This window comes from Exiguobacterium sp. s152 (genome assembly GCF_018618335.1).
Taxonomy (GTDB): Bacteria; Bacillota; Bacilli; order Exiguobacteriales; family Exiguobacteriaceae; genus Exiguobacterium; species Exiguobacterium chiriqhucha.
Genome location: NZ_JACSLX010000008.1, coordinates 16727 through 32817, shown reverse-complemented (window position 1 = coordinate 32817; position 16091 = coordinate 16727). Strand labels below are relative to the sequence as shown.

Sequence of the window (16091 nt, the reverse complement as noted above, 5' to 3'; positions counted from 1 at the left end):
TGATTACTCGACTTTCGCGAGTGCTTCTGACACGAGTTTCACGTAGTCATCGATCGTGTATTCGATCGAGAGTGGTGATGGTGTCCCAGCAGCCGCGAGCGGCGTGTTATCTTCGATCATGACGACCGAACCGCGTTTGATGGCCGGCACTTTGCTGTAGAGCGGGTCAGCTTGAAGTGCTTTCAACGTCTCTTCGTTCCCGTAGGCGACAAAGATGTCGACGTCGTTCAAGATGTCAGCGTTCTCTGAGCTGAGCTCGAGGTAGAAGCTGTTTTCATCTTTGATTTGGCTTGTGATGTTCTCAGGGTACTCCATGCCGAGCTCTTCGATGAAGGCACCGCGTGGGTCACCAGTCGTGTAGATGTAGAACTTCGAGAGATCGTCTGGGCTGAGCGCGACGAATGCCGCTTTTTTCCCTTTCATCTCCGGTACTTCAGCTGCCTTGTCGGCGATGAGTTTCTCTGTGTCTTCAATCAACTGTTTGCCTTCTTCTTCCATGCCCATGGCCATTGAGTCGTAACGAACCGTGTCCTGCCATGATGACACCCAAGGCGTCTCTTGGTATGCGACGACCGGTGCGATTTCTGTCAACGTGTCGTAATCTTCTTGCGTGATGCCTGAGTAGGCAGCAAGAATGACGTCCGGCTGTGAGTCGGCGATCGCTTCGAAGTCGAGACCGTCCGTATCTTGGTAGATGTTCGGGTTTTCTTCACCGAGGTCTTTCAACTTGTCAGCCGTCCACGGCAACATGCCGCTGCCGTCTTGGACACCGTAGTTCGCAGCCGAGAAACCGACTGGTACGACGTCGAGCGCGAGCGCCACGTCTTGGTTTGACCAACCGACCGTTGCGACACGTTCCGGCTTCTTGTCGATGACCGTCTCGCCTAACGCGTGTTTGATTGTGATTGGATAGCCTTCTGCCGTTTCAGCAGATTCATCTGTCGTGGCTGCATCTTCATTGTTCGAGCCGCATCCTGCGAGCACGAGCACGAAAGCAGACATGATGATGAACATATGTAGCATTTTCTTGTAGCTGTTCATGTCCTAGTCCCCTTTTTCTGTATGACAACGTTTTACGCCGACATTGATAATCATTATCATTTATGAGTATAGGATGAATCCGGGCGTGCTGTCAATCTGAACTTCAAGATATCTTGTGAAAAATAGAAACAGCCTGCATCTCTCAAATGGTGAGATGCAGGCTGACGTCATAACGTTTGGTTGGCCAAGTTGATCAGTTGTTGGACCGGTAAGCGGGTCTCGTCGTCAAGTTCGATGGAGTTGCCATCGATGTAGTAGATGATTCGGGCAGTAAAGCCATTTTTGTTGATCCACCATAACCCTTGGGACGTCGATTCCGCCTCATCATAGAAAGCAGATGTCCCGTCCGCAAGTACATATTGGTCTCCGTATGACGAAATATCTTCCATGTCATCAGGTTCATCGACGACTTTATGGACGATGTAGCGCAACTCCTGTGTCGTCTCCTCGTTCACATAGTGAAACACGAATTGATGCATGTGGTGCGGTTTTGCGATATCAATCTCACTATAGCGCCGAGTGATTTCAAAAGGAAACGCAATCGGTTCTTCAAACGCGTGTTCAATCGGTGGGTTTGGTTGGTCGGCTCGATCCGTCGCCAGCTCGACCAAGGCTAGTAGAACAAGAAGACCACCTAGTGCCCGCACAATCCATTTCATTTTCATTGATTTTCGCTCGTTTCGTCATAGATTTAAGTTTCGACTCATTTCCACACCTTACGATTGCCGTTTCTCGCGCATCACATCCGCAATCGGGCACCCTGCCTGCTCGAGCTCGGAGACGATGCGTGTATAATCCTTCTCGTTTCGATTCTGACTCAGCTTGAACGCCGCCTGCATCTCCGCAATGTCGATGCGGAACCCGACGACGCCATATTTCTGCCGTTGCACCGGCTCAGACAGTCCCCCCCAGACGACGGCGTGCTCGCGGTCGCCTTCATGGTCTTGAAGCAGTCCGGCCAGATCTTCCTCGAGTTCGTCCGCATTCAAGATGGTCGCCTGCCCATACGCATGGACGGCCTGATAGTTCCACGTCGATACGTCCTCATGCCCATACCACGACGCCGATACGTAGGCGTCTGGGCCTTGGACGATCAGGAGCACCGTCTGATTTTCAATCGTTTGCCATTGCGGATTGTTTTTGGCGATGTGTGTCGTGAACCAAGCATGGCCATCTTTTTCATGAAACCGGAGCGGTACGTGCGTCGCGATCGGCTTCTGTCCGTCATGCGTGACGACGGTGCCGAACGGATGGGCCTTCAGAAAGGCGTGGACTTCTTTCGGATCATTTACGGCGTATAGTTTCGGGACGTACATCAAATTCCTCCTGTCTTGTTCGTTGTTCAACTGACTGGACCCTTCCGTATAATTCACGCCAACTAGGGTAAAGAGTAGATGACGCTAAATGATTGAGGAGGGATATGATGAAACCACATGTTAAAGCATTCGTGTTCGATGTCTACGGGACCTTGTTCGACGTCCATTCCGTCAAGGCGGCGTGTGACGAACAGTTCCCCGGAAAAGGTGACCAAATCAGCCAGTCGTGGCGAACGAAACAGCTCGACTACTTCTTTACCCGCCACATTATGGGACGTTATGAGGACTTCTCTGTCGTCACGCGCGACGCGCTCCGGTATGCGTTGTCGGCGGCCGAAGTGACGTGGACGACCGAGACGGAGGATGCATTGATCGCCACTTACGCCGACCTGTCGCCATATGAAGAGGTTGAAGACGTCTTGCACCAACTGCATCATAAACAGACCATCGTTCTCTCGAACGGGACGGACGCGATGCTCGCAGAACTCATCCAAAACGCCGGGTTCACCGACCTATTCGACGAACTCGTCAGCATCGACGGCATCAAACAAGCCAAGCCGTCACCGGCCGCCTACACGCACTGGTTCAAGAGCAGTGGTTTGAAGCGGGACGAGGTGCTGTTCCTGTCCTCGAACGGTTGGGACATCGCCGGTGCGAAGAACTTCGGGTTCCACACGGCTTGGATCAACCGCGACGGCAAACCGCTCGACATGCCCGACCTGGCCCCTGACGCCGTCTATGAGAACTTGTCGGAGATACTGGAATGGGTCACGGACGAAGCGGCTTGGCCATAATCAAATCGACTTGGGCGTCGTCACCCATATAGAACGTGTGCGCCCCGGTCTGGACGAAACCGTGCTTTTGGTAAAAGGCGAGTGCCTTATGGTTATGTTCCCACACACCGAGCCAGATTTCACATTTGTTCAGTTCTTCCGCGCACGTGATGGCCTGGTCGTACAGCGACTTCCCGACGCCACTACCTTGGAACTTCCGTCGCACATAAATCCGTTCGAGTTCGAACGCCTTTTCGCCCATGGCCTCGGTCTGGGCGTTGTTGGCGTTCACTTTTAAGTAACCAGCCACTTCTCCATCGAGCATGGCGAAAAAGAACTGTGAGTCCGGATTCGAAAGCTCCTCTTTGAGTTGCGCCACGTTGTACGCCCGCTCGAGATAAGCGGCCAGATGCACCGGGTCATTCTCCGCTTCAAACGTCTCGATGCTGATGGCACGGAGTGCGTCAACGTCTTCGATTGTGCAAGCTTTGATGGTGATCATGTTCCGTCCCCCTCTAGTAGTCTCGTTTCTTCCCTTTCTTCACCGCGTCCCAGTCTCCTTCGATATTGTGGCGGACCCGCTTCAACAGCCGGAGTAGCTGCTCGGCTTCCTGGTCGCTCAGCCCGGTGAGCGCGACATCCGTCGAATGTTCGTGCTCTCGGATGATGACCGGATACAGCGCCTTGCCCCGTTCAGTCGGGACGAGCCGCTTGATTTTCTTGTTATGCGGGTCGTCCTGCTTCGTGATCAACCCGTTCGTCTCCAACTTTTGAATCGCCCGCGCCGCCGTCGTCCGATCGACTTTGATCAATTCGGCGAGCTTCTCTTGAATGATGCCCGGCTCTTCACAAATCCGGACCAAATACAGATATTGCCCTTTCGTCAGCTCGAGCTCCTTGAACTCGATATTGCTGATCGAGTCGAGGGCACGGGCAATCATCCCGATTTCACGCAACTGGTCTCTCATACATTCCTCCTGATTGTTGTATTTACAATACGTTACGTTCAGTATAATTGATTTAGTTGCATTTGCAACAAAAAGTATTTTGGGTATGAACTTTGATTATGTGAGAAAATGAAGGTATCATTCCACGAAACGAGGGGATTTCATGGCACACCGCATCTACACGACGAGCTTTGCGAGCGTCTATCCGCTTTACGTCGCGAAAGCCGAACGGAAAGGCCGGACAAAAGACGAAGTCGATACGATTATTCGCTGGTTGACCGGTTATGACGAGGCTGGGCTCGAGCGCCAACTCGCTGCCGAGGTCAATTTTGACACGTTCTTTGCCACGGCACCTAAGATGAACGAAGACCGTGCCTTGATCAAAGGCGTCGTTTGCGGCGTCCGCGTCGAGAACGTCGAGGAACCGCTCATGCGCGAGATTCGCTACTTGGACAAGCTCGTCGATGAACTGGCCAAAGGCAAAGCGATGGCGAAGATTTTGCGGGGAGGCGAACAGTGATGGACTATACGACACTCGTCGACGACAAACGGCTCGACGCCTTCACCCGTTTGATCGATGTGATTGACGCGAACTTGCCGGACGGGTTCGAGAAGACGACCGACGGTAACGGCATCCATTACGTCGTCCCGCTGTCGACGTATCCGTCCGGGTATCACGTCACGCCGGGCACCCCGCTCCCGTTTTTGAGCGTCATCGCCCAGAAGCATCACGTCGCCGTGTATCATATGGGCGTCTATAGCGACACGGAACTGCTCCGCTGGTTCGAGGAGTCATACGCCGCCCAAGTACCGACGAAATTGAACATGGGCAAGAGCTGTATCCGCTTCGGCAACGTCAAACATATCCCGTACGACTTGATTGGCGAGCTCGTCTCGAAGATGACACCGGAGCAATGGATTGCGGCGTACGAATCACGCTAAAAAAGGCAGGTCGATTGTCGACCTGCCTTTTTGGCATTCCTTATTTCCCCGCTTATTCATAGTCGGAAACGGATTGAGTCCGTCCTTATTGCGGCCGTGCCAGATAAACTGCTACAACCAGGAGAGCTACCCCTAAGACGATCAACAATTTATAAAACATGTTTTGTTTTCTACGAACCACACCAATCACGGTAAAGAAGATACCGAATAGGAAGGACAAGACCATTGCGATGAATCCCATTTTATTCGCTCCTTTTCAGCTTAATGATTCGCTCGTGACGATTGGCCACGTCCAAATCATGCGTCACGGTAATCACTGTCGTATTGAACTCGCGATTCATCTCAAACAATAAATCGATGATGCGCTCTTTGTTTTCCGGGTCCAATGACGCAGTAGGCTCATCGGATAAAATGATTTTGGGGTTCATAATGACAGCCCTCGCAAAAACAGCTCGCGACCGTTGTCCGCCCGAACATTCCAACGGTTTCTTCTTCAAAATTGACTCGATTCCAATCTTATTCACAATCCGCTTGAAGTGTTCCTGGGCGCGTGGGTCTTTTTCGAGATTGGCATACATGAGCGGTAACTTAATATTGTCCTCGATGGTCAACGAATCAATGAGTGCCGATTCCTGTAACACGAACCCAATCTTTTGATTGCGCCATTCCGCTAATGTATTCCGTGACAGCCCCTGAACCGATGAATCAAACAGCTCATAGCTCCCTTGATAGCGCGTATCCAGCAACCCGATGATATTGAGCAACGAGGTCTTCCCGACGCCAGACTCCCCTATAATCGAGAGCTTTTCTCCCGGTTGAACCTCCAGTTCAAAATCATGCAGGATGGAGAATCCTTTCTTATCAAACGATTTTTTCTGAATTTCTAACTTGATGATGCTACTCATTGCAAAACCCCCACCGAGATTGGAATACCCTTGATTTTTTTGAGTGCCAGTTCCACAATCATCACCCCGATAATCACGTCAATCAATAGAACGCCTAAGAAGGCGATCCAATCCATACTGATTAAGCCAAACACCCCATACGTGGCAAAAATCGAATCTTTTCTCATCCAAAAACCATATCGATTGAACGCAGTGATCGCGAATAGGATGACGAGGTTGATCGAGAACAAAATCGCAAAGTAGCTGTAAAAAATGGTTCTCAGTTTGGAATAACTTAATCCCACTAATAAATTGACCGTAAAATCTTTAATCATGAGTCGAACACTGATTAATGTATTCCAAGTCGCCAGACACACAATGACAACGAGTAACACGAGCGTAATCGCACTGATCATCTTCAAAGAGCTTACATAATAATCTTCAAAGTACTTAAAATTTTCTTGTTGGCTAAAAAAGTTAAAGTCCAACCCTAGATTGTTCTGAATCTGTTCATTCAACTTCGTTGCTTCTTCTTTCGTCGAATCAAGCAGTACGATGTCCATCAAACCGTTCAAGTGGAGGTCAAGACCCGCGTTTTGAATAAATGGCTCGTTGACGGGGACGATGACTGAAAAGTTGTAGTAGTTCTTTGAATTCGGTGCATAAAAGTTCGAGCGGTGCGTATTTTTCTCCAAGACCCCTTGCACTTTCAAATCGACCGCTTGTTGGGTGACCGGATCCGTGATTTCGATTTTCGATCCTACCGGATACGTTGAAGCCAGACCTCCACCTATCAGAACCGGGATGTCATCTTGTTTAAATTGATAATCAAAGTTCAACTGATCGCCTTGCGCCAATTTGAATTGATTGAGTTGGTACGCCTCTTCATTGATGTAATTAAACGACACTTCCATATCATGTTCATTCTCTAAAGAGGTCGTAAAGCCGTCAGCTTGTAAGGCATATGTATGATTGTTGTTTAAATACTCGTAAAGTTTTCTCGTTTCTTTGATGTCGATTCGATCAAAATCAGCTTCACTCTCTGGATCTAGATTGGCGATATAATTCCCTTCTCGATTGAACGTTTCAATTTCTTGATAGCCTTGAGCAGTCGAAATAATGGAACGCGTGGCACTAAAAGAGAGGTAATTCGCTAGGAAAAGTAATAGGATCATTCCCAGAACAAGGATCCATCGCTTCAAAAATATTCTTGTTATAAAAAAGTGTAAAATTCTCATTCTCTTTTCACCTGACCTACACTAATTAATATGTATACGATAAACAGCAAAACGAGGTAGAGATTGCTGGTTATATTCAAATCCAAGTAGAAGTTCAATGAAAGTGATAGTAAAAAGGTGAACAGCAATATCGCTAGGCTATTCAACATATATCGAATCATAATCTTTTGCTTTGTGTCACCGACGAGGATACGACAAGCTATCTCTACTTTTCTCCGATTTAAAAATTGATAATGAAAAATCATCATAATAAAAGTGAGAACAATACTGATTACAAATTGATAGTCGATAATGCTTTCAATGAACGACATTAAAATAAATGAGCCCTCTAAATCTGCAACTTTTACATAAAGTAATATTAAATTTGAAACGAAACAGAAGAAGTAAATGGCAAAAGCTTCAAACACATCATTAAATCTAAATAAAGAATATTTCATGACCTACTCCTTACAGATGGCATTTATAAATTTATGGTAACACGTATAATTAAATGCCAACTACCTAGCTAAAAAAAACTGTGAGTTCTAACTGATCATCAAGAAAAACAAGCTGATCTTCCAATTAAAATAGAAATAAATCACATCGCATCGGTATAAGATCAGGCCCTGTAGGAACATACCTCTCGGGCCTGATTCACGTCCCCTACGTGCTTAGCAATTAAAAAATTCAAACGACAAAGTCTTATTTTAGTGCGCCACGGGCCCAACTGAATTTTGTCGTGTACTTATCTCCCCATCTTAAATCATCCCAAACAGACCCTGTCACTTTGCTGCTGTAGGCGACTTTGCTCAACAAAGTTCTACCGTCGCGCGTATATTTGAACGAAGTAGATTTGTATTTTGAACTACTGTAGTTCCAAGCCGCACCATTGTACTTGATTTGGAATGATTCTTCTGTAGACGCTCCACTAGATGACGTACCGAACGTCGCTGCCGAGGCAGACCCTGCGCCTACTAAAAGCGCGCCGACCACTAAAGCTGAACTCGCAAACCGTTTTGTCTTCTTGTTCATCATACATTCCTTCTTTCCTGTTAGTATTTTGAAGTAAAAAAGTTGATACAATTAAAAACCTAACATAGTCCCCATTAAATTCAATCGGTAAATAACATATTATTACAATTTGATTCTTTTTACATAAAAAGTATGTGTTCCATCATTACGAATTAACTATCATCAATCTATCCATATACGAGCTCTCGCCTGATAGATTAATTTGAATCATGTCCAAGGTCCTTAGATTGCTCTGTTTCTTAAAAACGAAGTTCGAAGCGAAGTCTGGTACTAGAACAGAATTCACAAAAACAGGCAGGTCGATGGCGACCTGCCTGTTTTTTACACGTTAAATCGTTTTGTCATTTGACGCATCTCGTCTGCCATATTCGACAGTTCTTGGGCCGAGGCTGTTATTTCTTCCATCGACGCCATCTGTTCTTCCGTCGCCGCCGAGGTGTTCTCGGTGTCGGTAGCCGTCGTCTCCGTGATGCCTTGAATCTCGTTCACCGATCGTAAAATCTCGGTCGCTCCGGCCGCCATCTCTTGGACAGAGCCTGACACTTCCTCGACTTTTTGACCGACCTCTTCAATCGCCCGCTTGATGTCCTCGAACGCTAGCCCAGCCTGTTGGACGTTCGTGACGCTGTGACCCATCTCGCTCTCGACGACGTGCATCGTCTGGACGGCTTGTTTCGTTTCCGTCTGCGTATCTCCAATCAAACCAGAGATTCGTTTCGTCGCGATCGCCGACTCTTCAGCAAGTTTCCGGACTTCTGAGGCAACGACGGCGAATCCGCGTCCTTGGTCGCCAGCCCGGGCCGCTTCGATGGCCGCATTTAAGGCGAGCAAGTTCGTCTGTTCGGCGATGCCAGAAATCGTACCGGTGATGCTACCGATTTCTTGGGAGCGGACGTCGAGTTGGCCGATGACCGTCTGCAACGCCTTCACTTTCCCATTCATCGCCTCAAGCTGTGACTCGAGCGTCTCAATCAACTCGTTGCCGGTCCCGACTTTTTGAAGTGCCCCGTCTGACAACTCGGTCATGTGTTGGGCGCTATTTGAGACGTGATGAATCCCATTCGTCAGTTCGGTGAGTGTGCCGCTCGATTCTTTCACCCGCGTCAATTGACGGAGCGAGCCCGACGCGATTTCTTCCATCGTGACGGCGACCATCTCGGTCGCTTTTGTCGTCTCTTCGACGTTCGATTTCAAATCGTCCGATGACGTTGCAACGCGTCCGGCTGTTGTGGTGACGTTGCCGATCAACTCGCGAAGACTGTCTTTCATCTCATTGAACGATGCTGCGAGTGAACCGATTTCATCTTGTGACGTGTACGTGCTGTCGACCGTCAAATCGCCGGCTCCAGCACGGCTCATTAGTCCATTCAACTCACGAATCGGACGGACGATGAGGCGCGTGATGTAGACGCCGAGCCCGATTGAGACGAGTGCCCCGATGGCGACGAGCACCCAGAACAACGTGACCGATTCTGTCCGATCGTTCTGCATCGTCGTGCTTGCCGTCTCGGCCTCTGCATTGATGCCGTCCATGACGACTGTGGCCGTCTCGACGAGGTCTTGACGGATTGGACGCAAGTCACTCAAATAGACGCGATATGCTGCGGTGTTCTCGCCGCGCAACGCCGGTTGGAGCACGAGTTCAGTCCCTTCGAGGTAGGCTGCAATCTCGGCATTCAGGTCCTCGACTCGTCCTTGCATCTCGGCATCTGTTGAGGCGAATGTTTCATTGAACAGCTTTAGGTTCGTCCCGATACTGTCGCGACGTTCTGTGATACTTGCCTGTAACTCTTCATTCCGACTCGAATCGGTCGTTAACATCAATTCGAGCATATACCCGTCCAAGGCACGGTTATCCGTTCGGATTTGACCAAGGGCGCGAATCGGCAATAACCGATCTTCATAAATCGATTCTCCCGCATCGGCCATGCGTCCCATGAAGACATGGCTGAGTGTGGCGACGAGAACGAGTGTCGCGATAAATACGCTAATCAGTACCATTAACTTTTTGGACATCTTCAAATTTTTCATCGTGATCCCTCCCTACCTGATTTATCGTAGGAAAGAGGCTTGAAATGAAGTAACTTTACATATGCGTTGACCTAAATTTCCATTTTTAGCCATACTGTTGACCATAATCGCACATTGCCGACGTATTTGTAGGCTGGCTCCCCTTCATTTGGACACAGAATGCGATACGATAAACAAAAGAACTGATGGAAAGGAGGCGTCTGCTGTGCCTCGCTGGCTCAAACTTAGTCTCATGCTCACCTTGTTCGTGAGTATCTTCTATATCACCCATTTCCATTACGAACTCCGTCCATCTGACGTCCGCGACATCGTAATGTCATTCGGCTGGTGGGGTCCGGTCGTCTTCTTTTTCATCTATGCAATCGGCCCAATCATCTTCTTGCCGACGTCTGTCTTATCCCTTGGCGCCGGTCTCGCTTTCGGGGTATGGCCGGGTGTCCTCTATATTTTGTTCGGGGCGACGGCCGCGGCCGTGACCGGGTACGTCATGGCCCGCTTGTTCGGACGTTCCGTACTCAAGGTCGAGAGCTATCCGTGGTCGGAGAAACTGTTCATACAGATGGAGCAACGCGGTTTTATGTACGTCTTCGTCTTGCGGCTCATCCCGCTCGTCAGCTTCGATTTGCTCAGTTACGCCGGCGGTATCGCCAAAGTCAAATTCAAGTCGTTTCTCCTTGCGACCGTGCTCGGCATGATTCCAGGGACGCTCGCCTACAGCTTTCTCGGTGCGAGTCTCGCCTCGGGGAGCATCACCTTGGTCGTCATCGCCTCCCTCGTCTTCGTCACGTTGATTGCTGTCACCTATTATTTCCGCGAACCGGTCAAACGGTGGCTCGGGCTCACGAACGACTAGAGAAGCACATCCGCTTCTCTTTTTTTGCGTCAATGTGTAAATTCGATAAAGATTCGGGTCAATCGGACGATAATCAAGTAGCTATATCGACTTATGACCAGGGGGAAACTGTATGAGTTTTGAAAAACGCAATCACTTGATGCTCGTCACCACGTTCATGATCGTTTTGACGTCTGTCATCGTCCATCTGCTCCATCGCTTCACCGATTTCGCCTATACGTACACCGTGCTCCGGAACGGTGTCGTCGGCTATGCGTATCCCATCGCGACATGGGTCCTGTTCGCCGTCCCAATCATGCTGTTGATGGCCATGGTCGTCAGCCAGCGCGTGAAACCGCATCTGTTCCCATACTTGATGATGCTGACGCTCACGTTCGCGAGCATCTCGACCGTCGCCGGCGGACAGGGGCTCGTCGAGTATCACTTCTCGATTTTCGTCGTCCTGGCGATATTATCGTTCATGCGCCGTATCGATTTGATTGTCTACAGTACCCTCATCTTCGCCGTGCAGCATTTTGCCGGCTACTTCTTCGTGCCTGAAATCATCTGTGGGACGACGGACTATCCGTTCAGTCTATTGCTCGTCCATGCGGTCTACCTCATCCTACTGAGCGCCGTGCTCGTCGCGCAGATTCACTTTCAGAACCTCGAGACGGCACGGGTCAACGCACAGGAAGACGAGACGCGCCGGTTGTTACAACAAGCCGTGTGCGATACGAGTCGACTCGTCATGACACTGAAAGACCATGCGACCGAGCTCGAGACCTCTGCCAACCAGTCGCTCGAGTCCGGTGAACAGATTGCCGTCACCGTCGATCCCATCGTCGCCCATGCGACCGAGCAAGAGACGTCGATGAACCACGGGGCTGACGAGATTCAGTCGATTCGCTCCCTCACCGCCCTCATCCAAGACCGGATGGCGCAGACGGCCGCCGCCTCGTCGAGGATTGCGGCTGACGCACGGGCCGGGGACGATGACATGCGACGGATGGAGGCGAAAGTCAATGAGATCATCAACGAGTCGGAACGGCTCGAACGTGTCGTCACGACGATGTCGAACCGGTCGACCGAGATTCAAGCCATCCTGCAGCACGTCGAGACGATCAGCGGCCAGACGAACATGCTCGCCTTGAACGCCTCGATTGAAGCGGCCCGGGCCGGGGACGCCGGGCGTGGTTTCGCCGTCGTCGCTTCCGAGGTCGGCAAGCTCGCCGTCCAGTCCCGAGATTATGCGGCCGAGATGACCCGTGTCCTCGGTGGACTGATGGATGATACGACCGTCGTCCGTGATTCGGCACAGTTGTTCAAACGCGCGACCGAGAACTGTCAAACCGTCACGGCTGACGTGACGGCCGTGTTCCACCGTTTAACCGGGGACGTTTCTGAGATCGACGGTCAAATCAGTTCGATTCAAGAGACGCGCCAACGCGTGACGTCACAGATGGAGACGCTCGAGACGCGCCTCGCGACGACGAAACGAGCGGCGAGCGAACTGCAGCAACAGATTCAACACGTCGCCGCCGCGACCGAGCAACAAGTCGCCATCCAAAAAGAGTTGAGCCACATGTCGGACCGCCTCGCTTCGACCGCGAATACGTTAGAAGACGTGACCGGTCAACTTCAGGCAAGAGCCAACTAAAAAGCAGACCGCGAATGTCGATTCGCGGTCTGCTTTTATAATGTGGCAATCAATTTTTGTAGCGCTTCTTTCAGCGGCGTCACCGGACGACCGAGCACCAACTCGAAATCGTTCGACTCGACCTCGAGCGAGCCGTTGCGGATGCTGTCTTGAATGCCGACGACAATCGGAATCGCTCCTTCTGGCACCCCGGCGCCGCGCATGACGCCGGCGTACGCCTCGGTACTCACTTCTTGGAGTGGCACTTCGCGGCCGAGCACTTCACCGAGCGCCTCGACGAGTTCGGCTTGCGTATGGAGCGGACCCGACAATTCGAAGGTATCCTGCTCGAAATCGTCGGCGAGGAGCACGTTCGCAGCGGCTTCCGCATAATCGTCCTGTAGCGCCCAACCGACTTTCCCGTCACGGGCCGCCGTCACCCACGGCGCACCGGCGAGCACGCCTTGAATGCTGCCGAGTTCGTTCTCTAAGTACCAGTTGTTGCGCAAGAACGCATGCGGGATCCCCGTCCGCTCGATTGCGCCTTCGGTCTCGACATGTGGCGGTGCCATCAAGTTTTGGCTTTCTGTCGCATCGGCGAGACTCGTATAGGCGATGAACGATACGCCTGCGCGTTCGGCCGCCTCGACGGCATTCGCATGTTGACGGATGCGCGTGTCGTTGTCCCCGTCCGCCGAGATGATGAGCAGTCGTTCGACACCTTTGAACGCTGCATCGAGCGTCTCGGGCTTGTCGAAGTCCCCATGTCGCACATCGACACCTTTCGCTTTCAGTGCTTCCGCTTTTTCCGGATTGCGGACGCTGACCGCGAGTTCACTTGCGGGTACCGACTTGAGTAACACATCGACAATTTTCGAACCGAGTTTCCCGGTTGCACCTGTGACTAAGTATTTCATAAATCATTTCCTCCTTTTAACCTGTAATTAAATCAGTTACATGTAATCATCATAGTTACAGCATCTTCGTTTGTCAATTGTTTGTTCCCTGTTATACTGAAGATGTAACCAATTCACTTACATGACTTGTGCAGAAAGGTGGTAGCCTATGTCCATCAGTAGCCGTTTCGCGGTCGGCATTCATATCTTGACGTTGATCGAGGTCAATCAGGACGGCGTCACCTCGTCTGACTTTTTGGCCGGCAGTGTCAACACGAACCCGGCCCTAATCCGAAAAATCATGGCCATGTTGAAGAAGGCCGACTTGATTGAAGTGAAGCCTGGCGTCGCCGGAGCCAAACTGACGAAAGACTTGACCGAGATTTCGCTCTATGATGTCTATCGCGCCGTCAGTGTCGTCGAGGAGAACGAGCTGTTCAGTATCCATGACAACCCGAACCCGGCGTGCCCCGTCGGCCAACATATCCAAGCGACGATCGAGCCGATCTTTATCCACGCCCAATTGGCGATGGAATCGGTATTGAAGCATGTGACCCTCGCCGATGTCGTGAACGATGTCGCGACGAAAAGCCAAGCAACCTGAAGAGAGGTTGCTTGGCTTTTTTTTCAGATGAGTCGATACTTTTTGAAGCTATTCGCAAGCCCGTCTTGGTCACAGGCGTCCGTCACATCGTCGGCGACACGCTTGACCTCGGGTTTGGCATTGCCCATGGCGACACCGACCTTGACGTATTCGAGCATCTCGATGTCGTTCAACCCGTCCCCGTAGGCGAACGTCTGCGCTCGCTCGAGACCTAGATGTTCGAGCAGCGTCGCAATCGCCGTCGCTTTGTTGACGCCCGGGATGGAGAGCTCCCCGCTGTTAGCCCCGAATACAGCGACCGTGCTCGGGATGACGGTGAAGCGGGATGCGAACTCTTGTTGGATGACGTCGAGCGGCACGGATGAGCCGAGGAACGAGATTTTGTTCACATCGGGACGGACGAGGTCGACCCCTTCCATCATTGCGTCATGGAACGGCTTCAAGCCGCGCTCGATCGTCGCACTCGCCTCCGGATTGTTCGCCATCAACTCGTCAATCATCGTCGCTACCCGTGCCTTGGCGTTGCCGCCGGCGAACAGGCCGTCGTTCGACTCAAGATAGAAATCGATGCCGTGTTCCGTGAAGAAGGAGATGAGGTGGCTCAAATCATCGACGGAGACTTGTTGATGGTACAACACTTCTTTCTCGAGTTCGATGTAGCCGCCGGCTGCCCCGATGATGCCGTCAAAGCCGACGTCGAGAATGTCCGAAAACAGCTCCGCCTTCGAGCGCCCGGTCGACAAGAAGACGAGATGACCGTTCTGTCGCGCCTGCCGGACAGCCTCTTTGGCCGATTCCGGGATGTTGCCGTGGTCATCGACGAGCGTGCCGTCGACGTCTAGAAAGATGATGTGTCGCATAATATCCTCCTTTTTTTGTCCTGAACACAAGAAAAACCTAAACCAGACGCAACACGTGCGCCCAGTTTAGGTTTTGCCTGGCAATCCAGTAACAATCCTGATGTATGTCGTTTTCCCCTCAAGCATACCGCTCGCGCATTTCCTTTGTCAAAGCTGTCGTTGTTGCCGCACGTCGGCCCGTGGCGACAGCCCGAACAACCGGGCATACTCGCGGCTGAACTGTGATTGACTCTCGTAGCCGACCTGGAACGCCGCCTCGCCCACGTCTGTCGCCTGCATGAGCAACAGCCGTCTCGCCTCTTGGAGCCGTAACTGTTTTTGGAATTGGAGCGGGCTCATCGCCGTTACTTCCTTAAAATGACGGTGGAGCGTCGAGACACTCATATTGGCGACTCGGGCCAATTCCTCACTTCGAATCGTCTCGTTGAAGTTCGCGATGATGTGGTCGATGACGCGTTTAATCCGGAACGCCTGACTTCCCTCGAACGCCAACTGACGCAACATCTCTCCGTTCGACCCTTGCGCCACCCAATATAGGAGCTCGCGCTTATAAAGCGGCGCGAGTGCCACGTGATCCGGTGTGTCGACGAGACGGGCGAGTCGGAGCGCGACATCGAACAACGCCTCGTCGGCATCGGCGATATACATGCCTCGTTTCGGTTCACGCGGCTCAGTCAGCTCGACGTGCCCGACGGCATCGATCAAGTCGTCAATCGTCAACTCGAGTTTCAACGCCACGTATGGGACGTCTGCGCTCGCTTTCGTCACTTGGCCCGTCACAGGCAAGTCGACCGAGGCGACGAGGTAATGCCCGCCCTCGTAGACGAGCCGTTCGTCACCGAACAACATCTCTTTCCCCCCCTGCAGGATTAGGCAAAATGACGGTTCATTGACGCGTGTGATCGGTTCGGTCACCATCGATTCATGAATGAACGTCATCGCCGGGACGATTGTCGGATGCACCCCGTCCCCCGGTATGTGTCGTGTGATGACGTCAATCAGTTGCAGTCGTGTCTCGATGTCGTTCACCCTCCTCGGTTTTCTCCCCTTCAGTATACGGCAGATTGTTTTCTTGGA

Annotated in this window: 19 protein-coding genes; 6 read left to right on the top strand and 13 right to left on the bottom strand. The window is 51.4% G+C overall.

The window, feature by feature from the left end; genetic code table 11:
* Nucleotides 1-3: 3 nt before the first annotated feature.
* From KNP72_RS12925 to KNP72_RS12915, 3 genes are all read right to left on the bottom strand, one after another.
* Complete coding sequence (locus KNP72_RS12925; protein WP_021066227.1) at nucleotides 4-1041, bottom strand: iron-siderophore ABC transporter substrate-binding protein; 1038 nt, start codon at nucleotides 1039-1041, stop codon at nucleotides 4-6.
* A gap of 167 nt (nucleotides 1042-1208) precedes the next feature.
* A complete protein-coding gene (locus KNP72_RS12920; protein WP_214833716.1) occupies nucleotides 1209-1700 on the bottom strand; it encodes a hypothetical protein in 492 nt (163 codons plus the stop codon).
* 57 nt (nucleotides 1701-1757) lie between these two features.
* Nucleotides 1758-2357 (bottom strand): FMN-binding negative transcriptional regulator, encoded by a 600-nt coding sequence (locus tag KNP72_RS12915; protein WP_214720318.1) that lies wholly within the window; start codon nucleotides 2355-2357, stop codon nucleotides 1758-1760.
* A gap of 107 nt (nucleotides 2358-2464) precedes the next feature.
* On the opposite strand from KNP72_RS12915, the gene KNP72_RS12910 reads away from it, so the two are divergent.
* Nucleotides 2465-3151 carry a haloacid dehalogenase type II gene (locus KNP72_RS12910; protein WP_214720319.1) on the top strand — a complete coding sequence of 229 codons (687 nt, stop codon included), beginning with the start codon at nucleotides 2465-2467 and terminating at the stop codon, nucleotides 3149-3151.
* Here KNP72_RS12910 and KNP72_RS12905 read toward each other — a convergent pair.
* Both KNP72_RS12905 and KNP72_RS12900 read right to left on the bottom strand, forming a co-directional pair.
* Nucleotides 3126-3632, bottom strand: coding sequence for a GNAT family N-acetyltransferase (locus tag KNP72_RS12905; RefSeq protein WP_214833713.1), 507 nt, complete (start codon nucleotides 3630-3632; stop codon nucleotides 3126-3128). The genes KNP72_RS12910 and KNP72_RS12905 overlap by 26 nt on opposite strands.
* 13 nt (nucleotides 3633-3645) lie before the next feature.
* Nucleotides 3646-4098 (bottom strand): MarR family winged helix-turn-helix transcriptional regulator, encoded by a 453-nt coding sequence (locus KNP72_RS12900; RefSeq protein WP_214710230.1) that lies wholly within the window; start codon nucleotides 4096-4098, stop codon nucleotides 3646-3648.
* Between the two features lie 142 nt (nucleotides 4099-4240).
* Between KNP72_RS12900 and KNP72_RS12895 the strand changes: the two genes are divergently transcribed.
* Both KNP72_RS12895 and KNP72_RS12890 read left to right on the top strand, forming a co-directional pair.
* Nucleotides 4241-4597, top strand: coding sequence for a DUF2200 domain-containing protein (locus KNP72_RS12895; RefSeq protein WP_214720321.1), 357 nt, complete (start codon nucleotides 4241-4243; stop codon nucleotides 4595-4597).
* On the top strand, nucleotides 4597-5019 hold the full coding sequence (locus KNP72_RS12890; RefSeq protein WP_214720322.1) for a DUF1801 domain-containing protein: 423 nt from the start codon (nucleotides 4597-4599) through the stop codon (nucleotides 5017-5019). The genes KNP72_RS12895 and KNP72_RS12890 overlap by 1 nt, the downstream gene beginning before the upstream one ends.
* Nucleotides 5020-5104: 85 nt before the next feature.
* Here the strand turns inward: KNP72_RS12890 and KNP72_RS12885 are convergent, their stop codons facing one another.
* The 5 genes from KNP72_RS12885 to KNP72_RS12865 all read right to left on the bottom strand — a co-directional run bounded on the left by KNP72_RS12885 (nucleotide 5105) and on the right by KNP72_RS12865 (nucleotide 10168).
* On the bottom strand, nucleotides 5105-5260 hold the full coding sequence (locus tag KNP72_RS12885) for a hypothetical protein (protein ID WP_214714403.1): 156 nt from the start codon (nucleotides 5258-5260) through the stop codon (nucleotides 5105-5107).
* A 1-nt stretch (nucleotide 5261) separates the two neighbouring features.
* Nucleotides 5262-5924, bottom strand: coding sequence for an ABC transporter ATP-binding protein (locus tag KNP72_RS12880; protein ID WP_214720323.1), 663 nt, complete (start codon nucleotides 5922-5924; stop codon nucleotides 5262-5264).
* Entirely contained in the window at nucleotides 5921-7105 is a 1185-nt protein-coding gene (locus KNP72_RS12875) for an ABC transporter permease (protein ID WP_251129014.1), read from the bottom strand. The genes KNP72_RS12880 and KNP72_RS12875 overlap by 4 nt, the downstream gene beginning before the upstream one ends.
* A gap of 717 nt (nucleotides 7106-7822) precedes the next feature.
* On the bottom strand, nucleotides 7823-8152 hold the full coding sequence (locus KNP72_RS12870) for a hypothetical protein (protein WP_214720325.1): 330 nt from the start codon (nucleotides 8150-8152) through the stop codon (nucleotides 7823-7825).
* A gap of 321 nt (nucleotides 8153-8473) precedes the next feature.
* Nucleotides 8474-10168, bottom strand: a complete 1695-nt coding sequence (locus KNP72_RS12865; protein ID WP_251129013.1) for a methyl-accepting chemotaxis protein — start codon at nucleotides 10166-10168, stop codon at nucleotides 8474-8476.
* Between the two features lie 220 nt (nucleotides 10169-10388).
* Between KNP72_RS12865 and KNP72_RS12860 the strand changes: the two genes are divergently transcribed.
* Nucleotides 10389-11036, top strand: coding sequence for a TVP38/TMEM64 family protein (locus KNP72_RS12860; protein ID WP_214720327.1), 648 nt, complete (start codon nucleotides 10389-10391; stop codon nucleotides 11034-11036).
* Between the two features lie 112 nt (nucleotides 11037-11148).
* Nucleotides 11149-12675, top strand: coding sequence for a methyl-accepting chemotaxis protein (locus KNP72_RS12855; protein ID WP_214720328.1), 1527 nt, complete (start codon nucleotides 11149-11151; stop codon nucleotides 12673-12675).
* A gap of 35 nt (nucleotides 12676-12710) precedes the next feature.
* Here the strand turns inward: KNP72_RS12855 and KNP72_RS12850 are convergent, their stop codons facing one another.
* Entirely contained in the window at nucleotides 12711-13571 is an 861-nt protein-coding gene (locus tag KNP72_RS12850) for an SDR family oxidoreductase (protein ID WP_214720329.1), read from the bottom strand.
* A gap of 148 nt (nucleotides 13572-13719) precedes the next feature.
* Between KNP72_RS12850 and KNP72_RS12845 the strand changes: the two genes are divergently transcribed.
* The gene (locus KNP72_RS12845) at nucleotides 13720-14154 is read left to right on the top strand and encodes an Rrf2 family transcriptional regulator (protein WP_214720330.1); all 435 of its coding nucleotides are present in this window, start codon (nucleotides 13720-13722) and stop codon (nucleotides 14152-14154) included.
* 23 nt (nucleotides 14155-14177) lie between these two features.
* Here the strand turns inward: KNP72_RS12845 and KNP72_RS12840 are convergent, their stop codons facing one another.
* Together KNP72_RS12840 and KNP72_RS12835 are read right to left on the bottom strand one after the other, a co-directional pair.
* Nucleotides 14178-15014: a Cof-type HAD-IIB family hydrolase gene (locus KNP72_RS12840; protein ID WP_214720331.1), complete on the bottom strand. Its 837-nt coding sequence runs from the start codon at nucleotides 15012-15014 to the stop codon at nucleotides 14178-14180.
* A 147-nt stretch (nucleotides 15015-15161) separates the two neighbouring features.
* Entirely contained in the window at nucleotides 15162-16043 is an 882-nt protein-coding gene (locus tag KNP72_RS12835; RefSeq protein ID WP_021066189.1) for an AraC family transcriptional regulator, read from the bottom strand.
* Between the last annotated feature and the right edge of the window lie 48 nt (nucleotides 16044-16091).

Excerpts from the sequence above, each read along its gene's own strand:
- KNP72_RS12840 (WP_214720331.1), bottom strand. The coding sequence starts at position 15,014 with ATGCGACACATCATCTTTCTAGACGTCGACGGCACGCTCGTCGATGAC.
- KNP72_RS12910 (WP_214720319.1), top strand. The coding sequence starts at position 2,465 with ATGAAACCACATGTTAAAGCATTCGTGTTCGATGTCTACGGGACCTTG.
- KNP72_RS12845 (WP_214720330.1), top strand. The coding sequence starts at position 13,720 with ATGTCCATCAGTAGCCGTTTCGCGGTCGGCATTCATATCTTGACGTTG.
- KNP72_RS12895 (WP_214720321.1), top strand. The coding sequence starts at position 4,241 with ATGGCACACCGCATCTACACGACGAGCTTTGCGAGCGTCTATCCGCTT.
- KNP72_RS12920 (WP_214833716.1), bottom strand. The coding sequence starts at position 1,700 with ATGAAATGGATTGTGCGGGCACTAGGTGGTCTTCTTGTTCTACTAGCC.
- KNP72_RS12865 (WP_251129013.1), bottom strand. The coding sequence starts at position 10,168 with ATGTCCAAAAAGTTAATGGTACTGATTAGCGTATTTATCGCGACACTC.
- KNP72_RS12855 (WP_214720328.1), top strand. The coding sequence starts at position 11,149 with ATGAGTTTTGAAAAACGCAATCACTTGATGCTCGTCACCACGTTCATG.
- KNP72_RS12880 (WP_214720323.1), bottom strand. The coding sequence starts at position 5,924 with ATGAGTAGCATCATCAAGTTAGAAATTCAGAAAAAATCGTTTGATAAG.
- KNP72_RS12925 (WP_021066227.1), bottom strand. The coding sequence starts at position 1,041 with ATGAACAGCTACAAGAAAATGCTACATATGTTCATCATCATGTCTGCT.
- KNP72_RS12870 (WP_214720325.1), bottom strand. The coding sequence starts at position 8,152 with ATGAACAAGAAGACAAAACGGTTTGCGAGTTCAGCTTTAGTGGTCGGC.
- KNP72_RS12850 (WP_214720329.1), bottom strand. The coding sequence starts at position 13,571 with ATGAAATACTTAGTCACAGGTGCAACCGGGAAACTCGGTTCGAAAATT.
- KNP72_RS12905 (WP_214833713.1), bottom strand. The coding sequence starts at position 3,632 with ATGATCACCATCAAAGCTTGCACAATCGAAGACGTTGACGCACTCCGT.
- KNP72_RS12885 (WP_214714403.1), bottom strand. The coding sequence starts at position 5,260 with ATGGGATTCATCGCAATGGTCTTGTCCTTCCTATTCGGTATCTTCTTT.
- KNP72_RS12890 (WP_214720322.1), top strand. The coding sequence starts at position 4,597 with ATGGACTATACGACACTCGTCGACGACAAACGGCTCGACGCCTTCACC.
- KNP72_RS12900 (WP_214710230.1), bottom strand. The coding sequence starts at position 4,098 with ATGAGAGACCAGTTGCGTGAAATCGGGATGATTGCCCGTGCCCTCGAC.
- KNP72_RS12915 (WP_214720318.1), bottom strand. The coding sequence starts at position 2,357 with ATGTACGTCCCGAAACTATACGCCGTAAATGATCCGAAAGAAGTCCAC.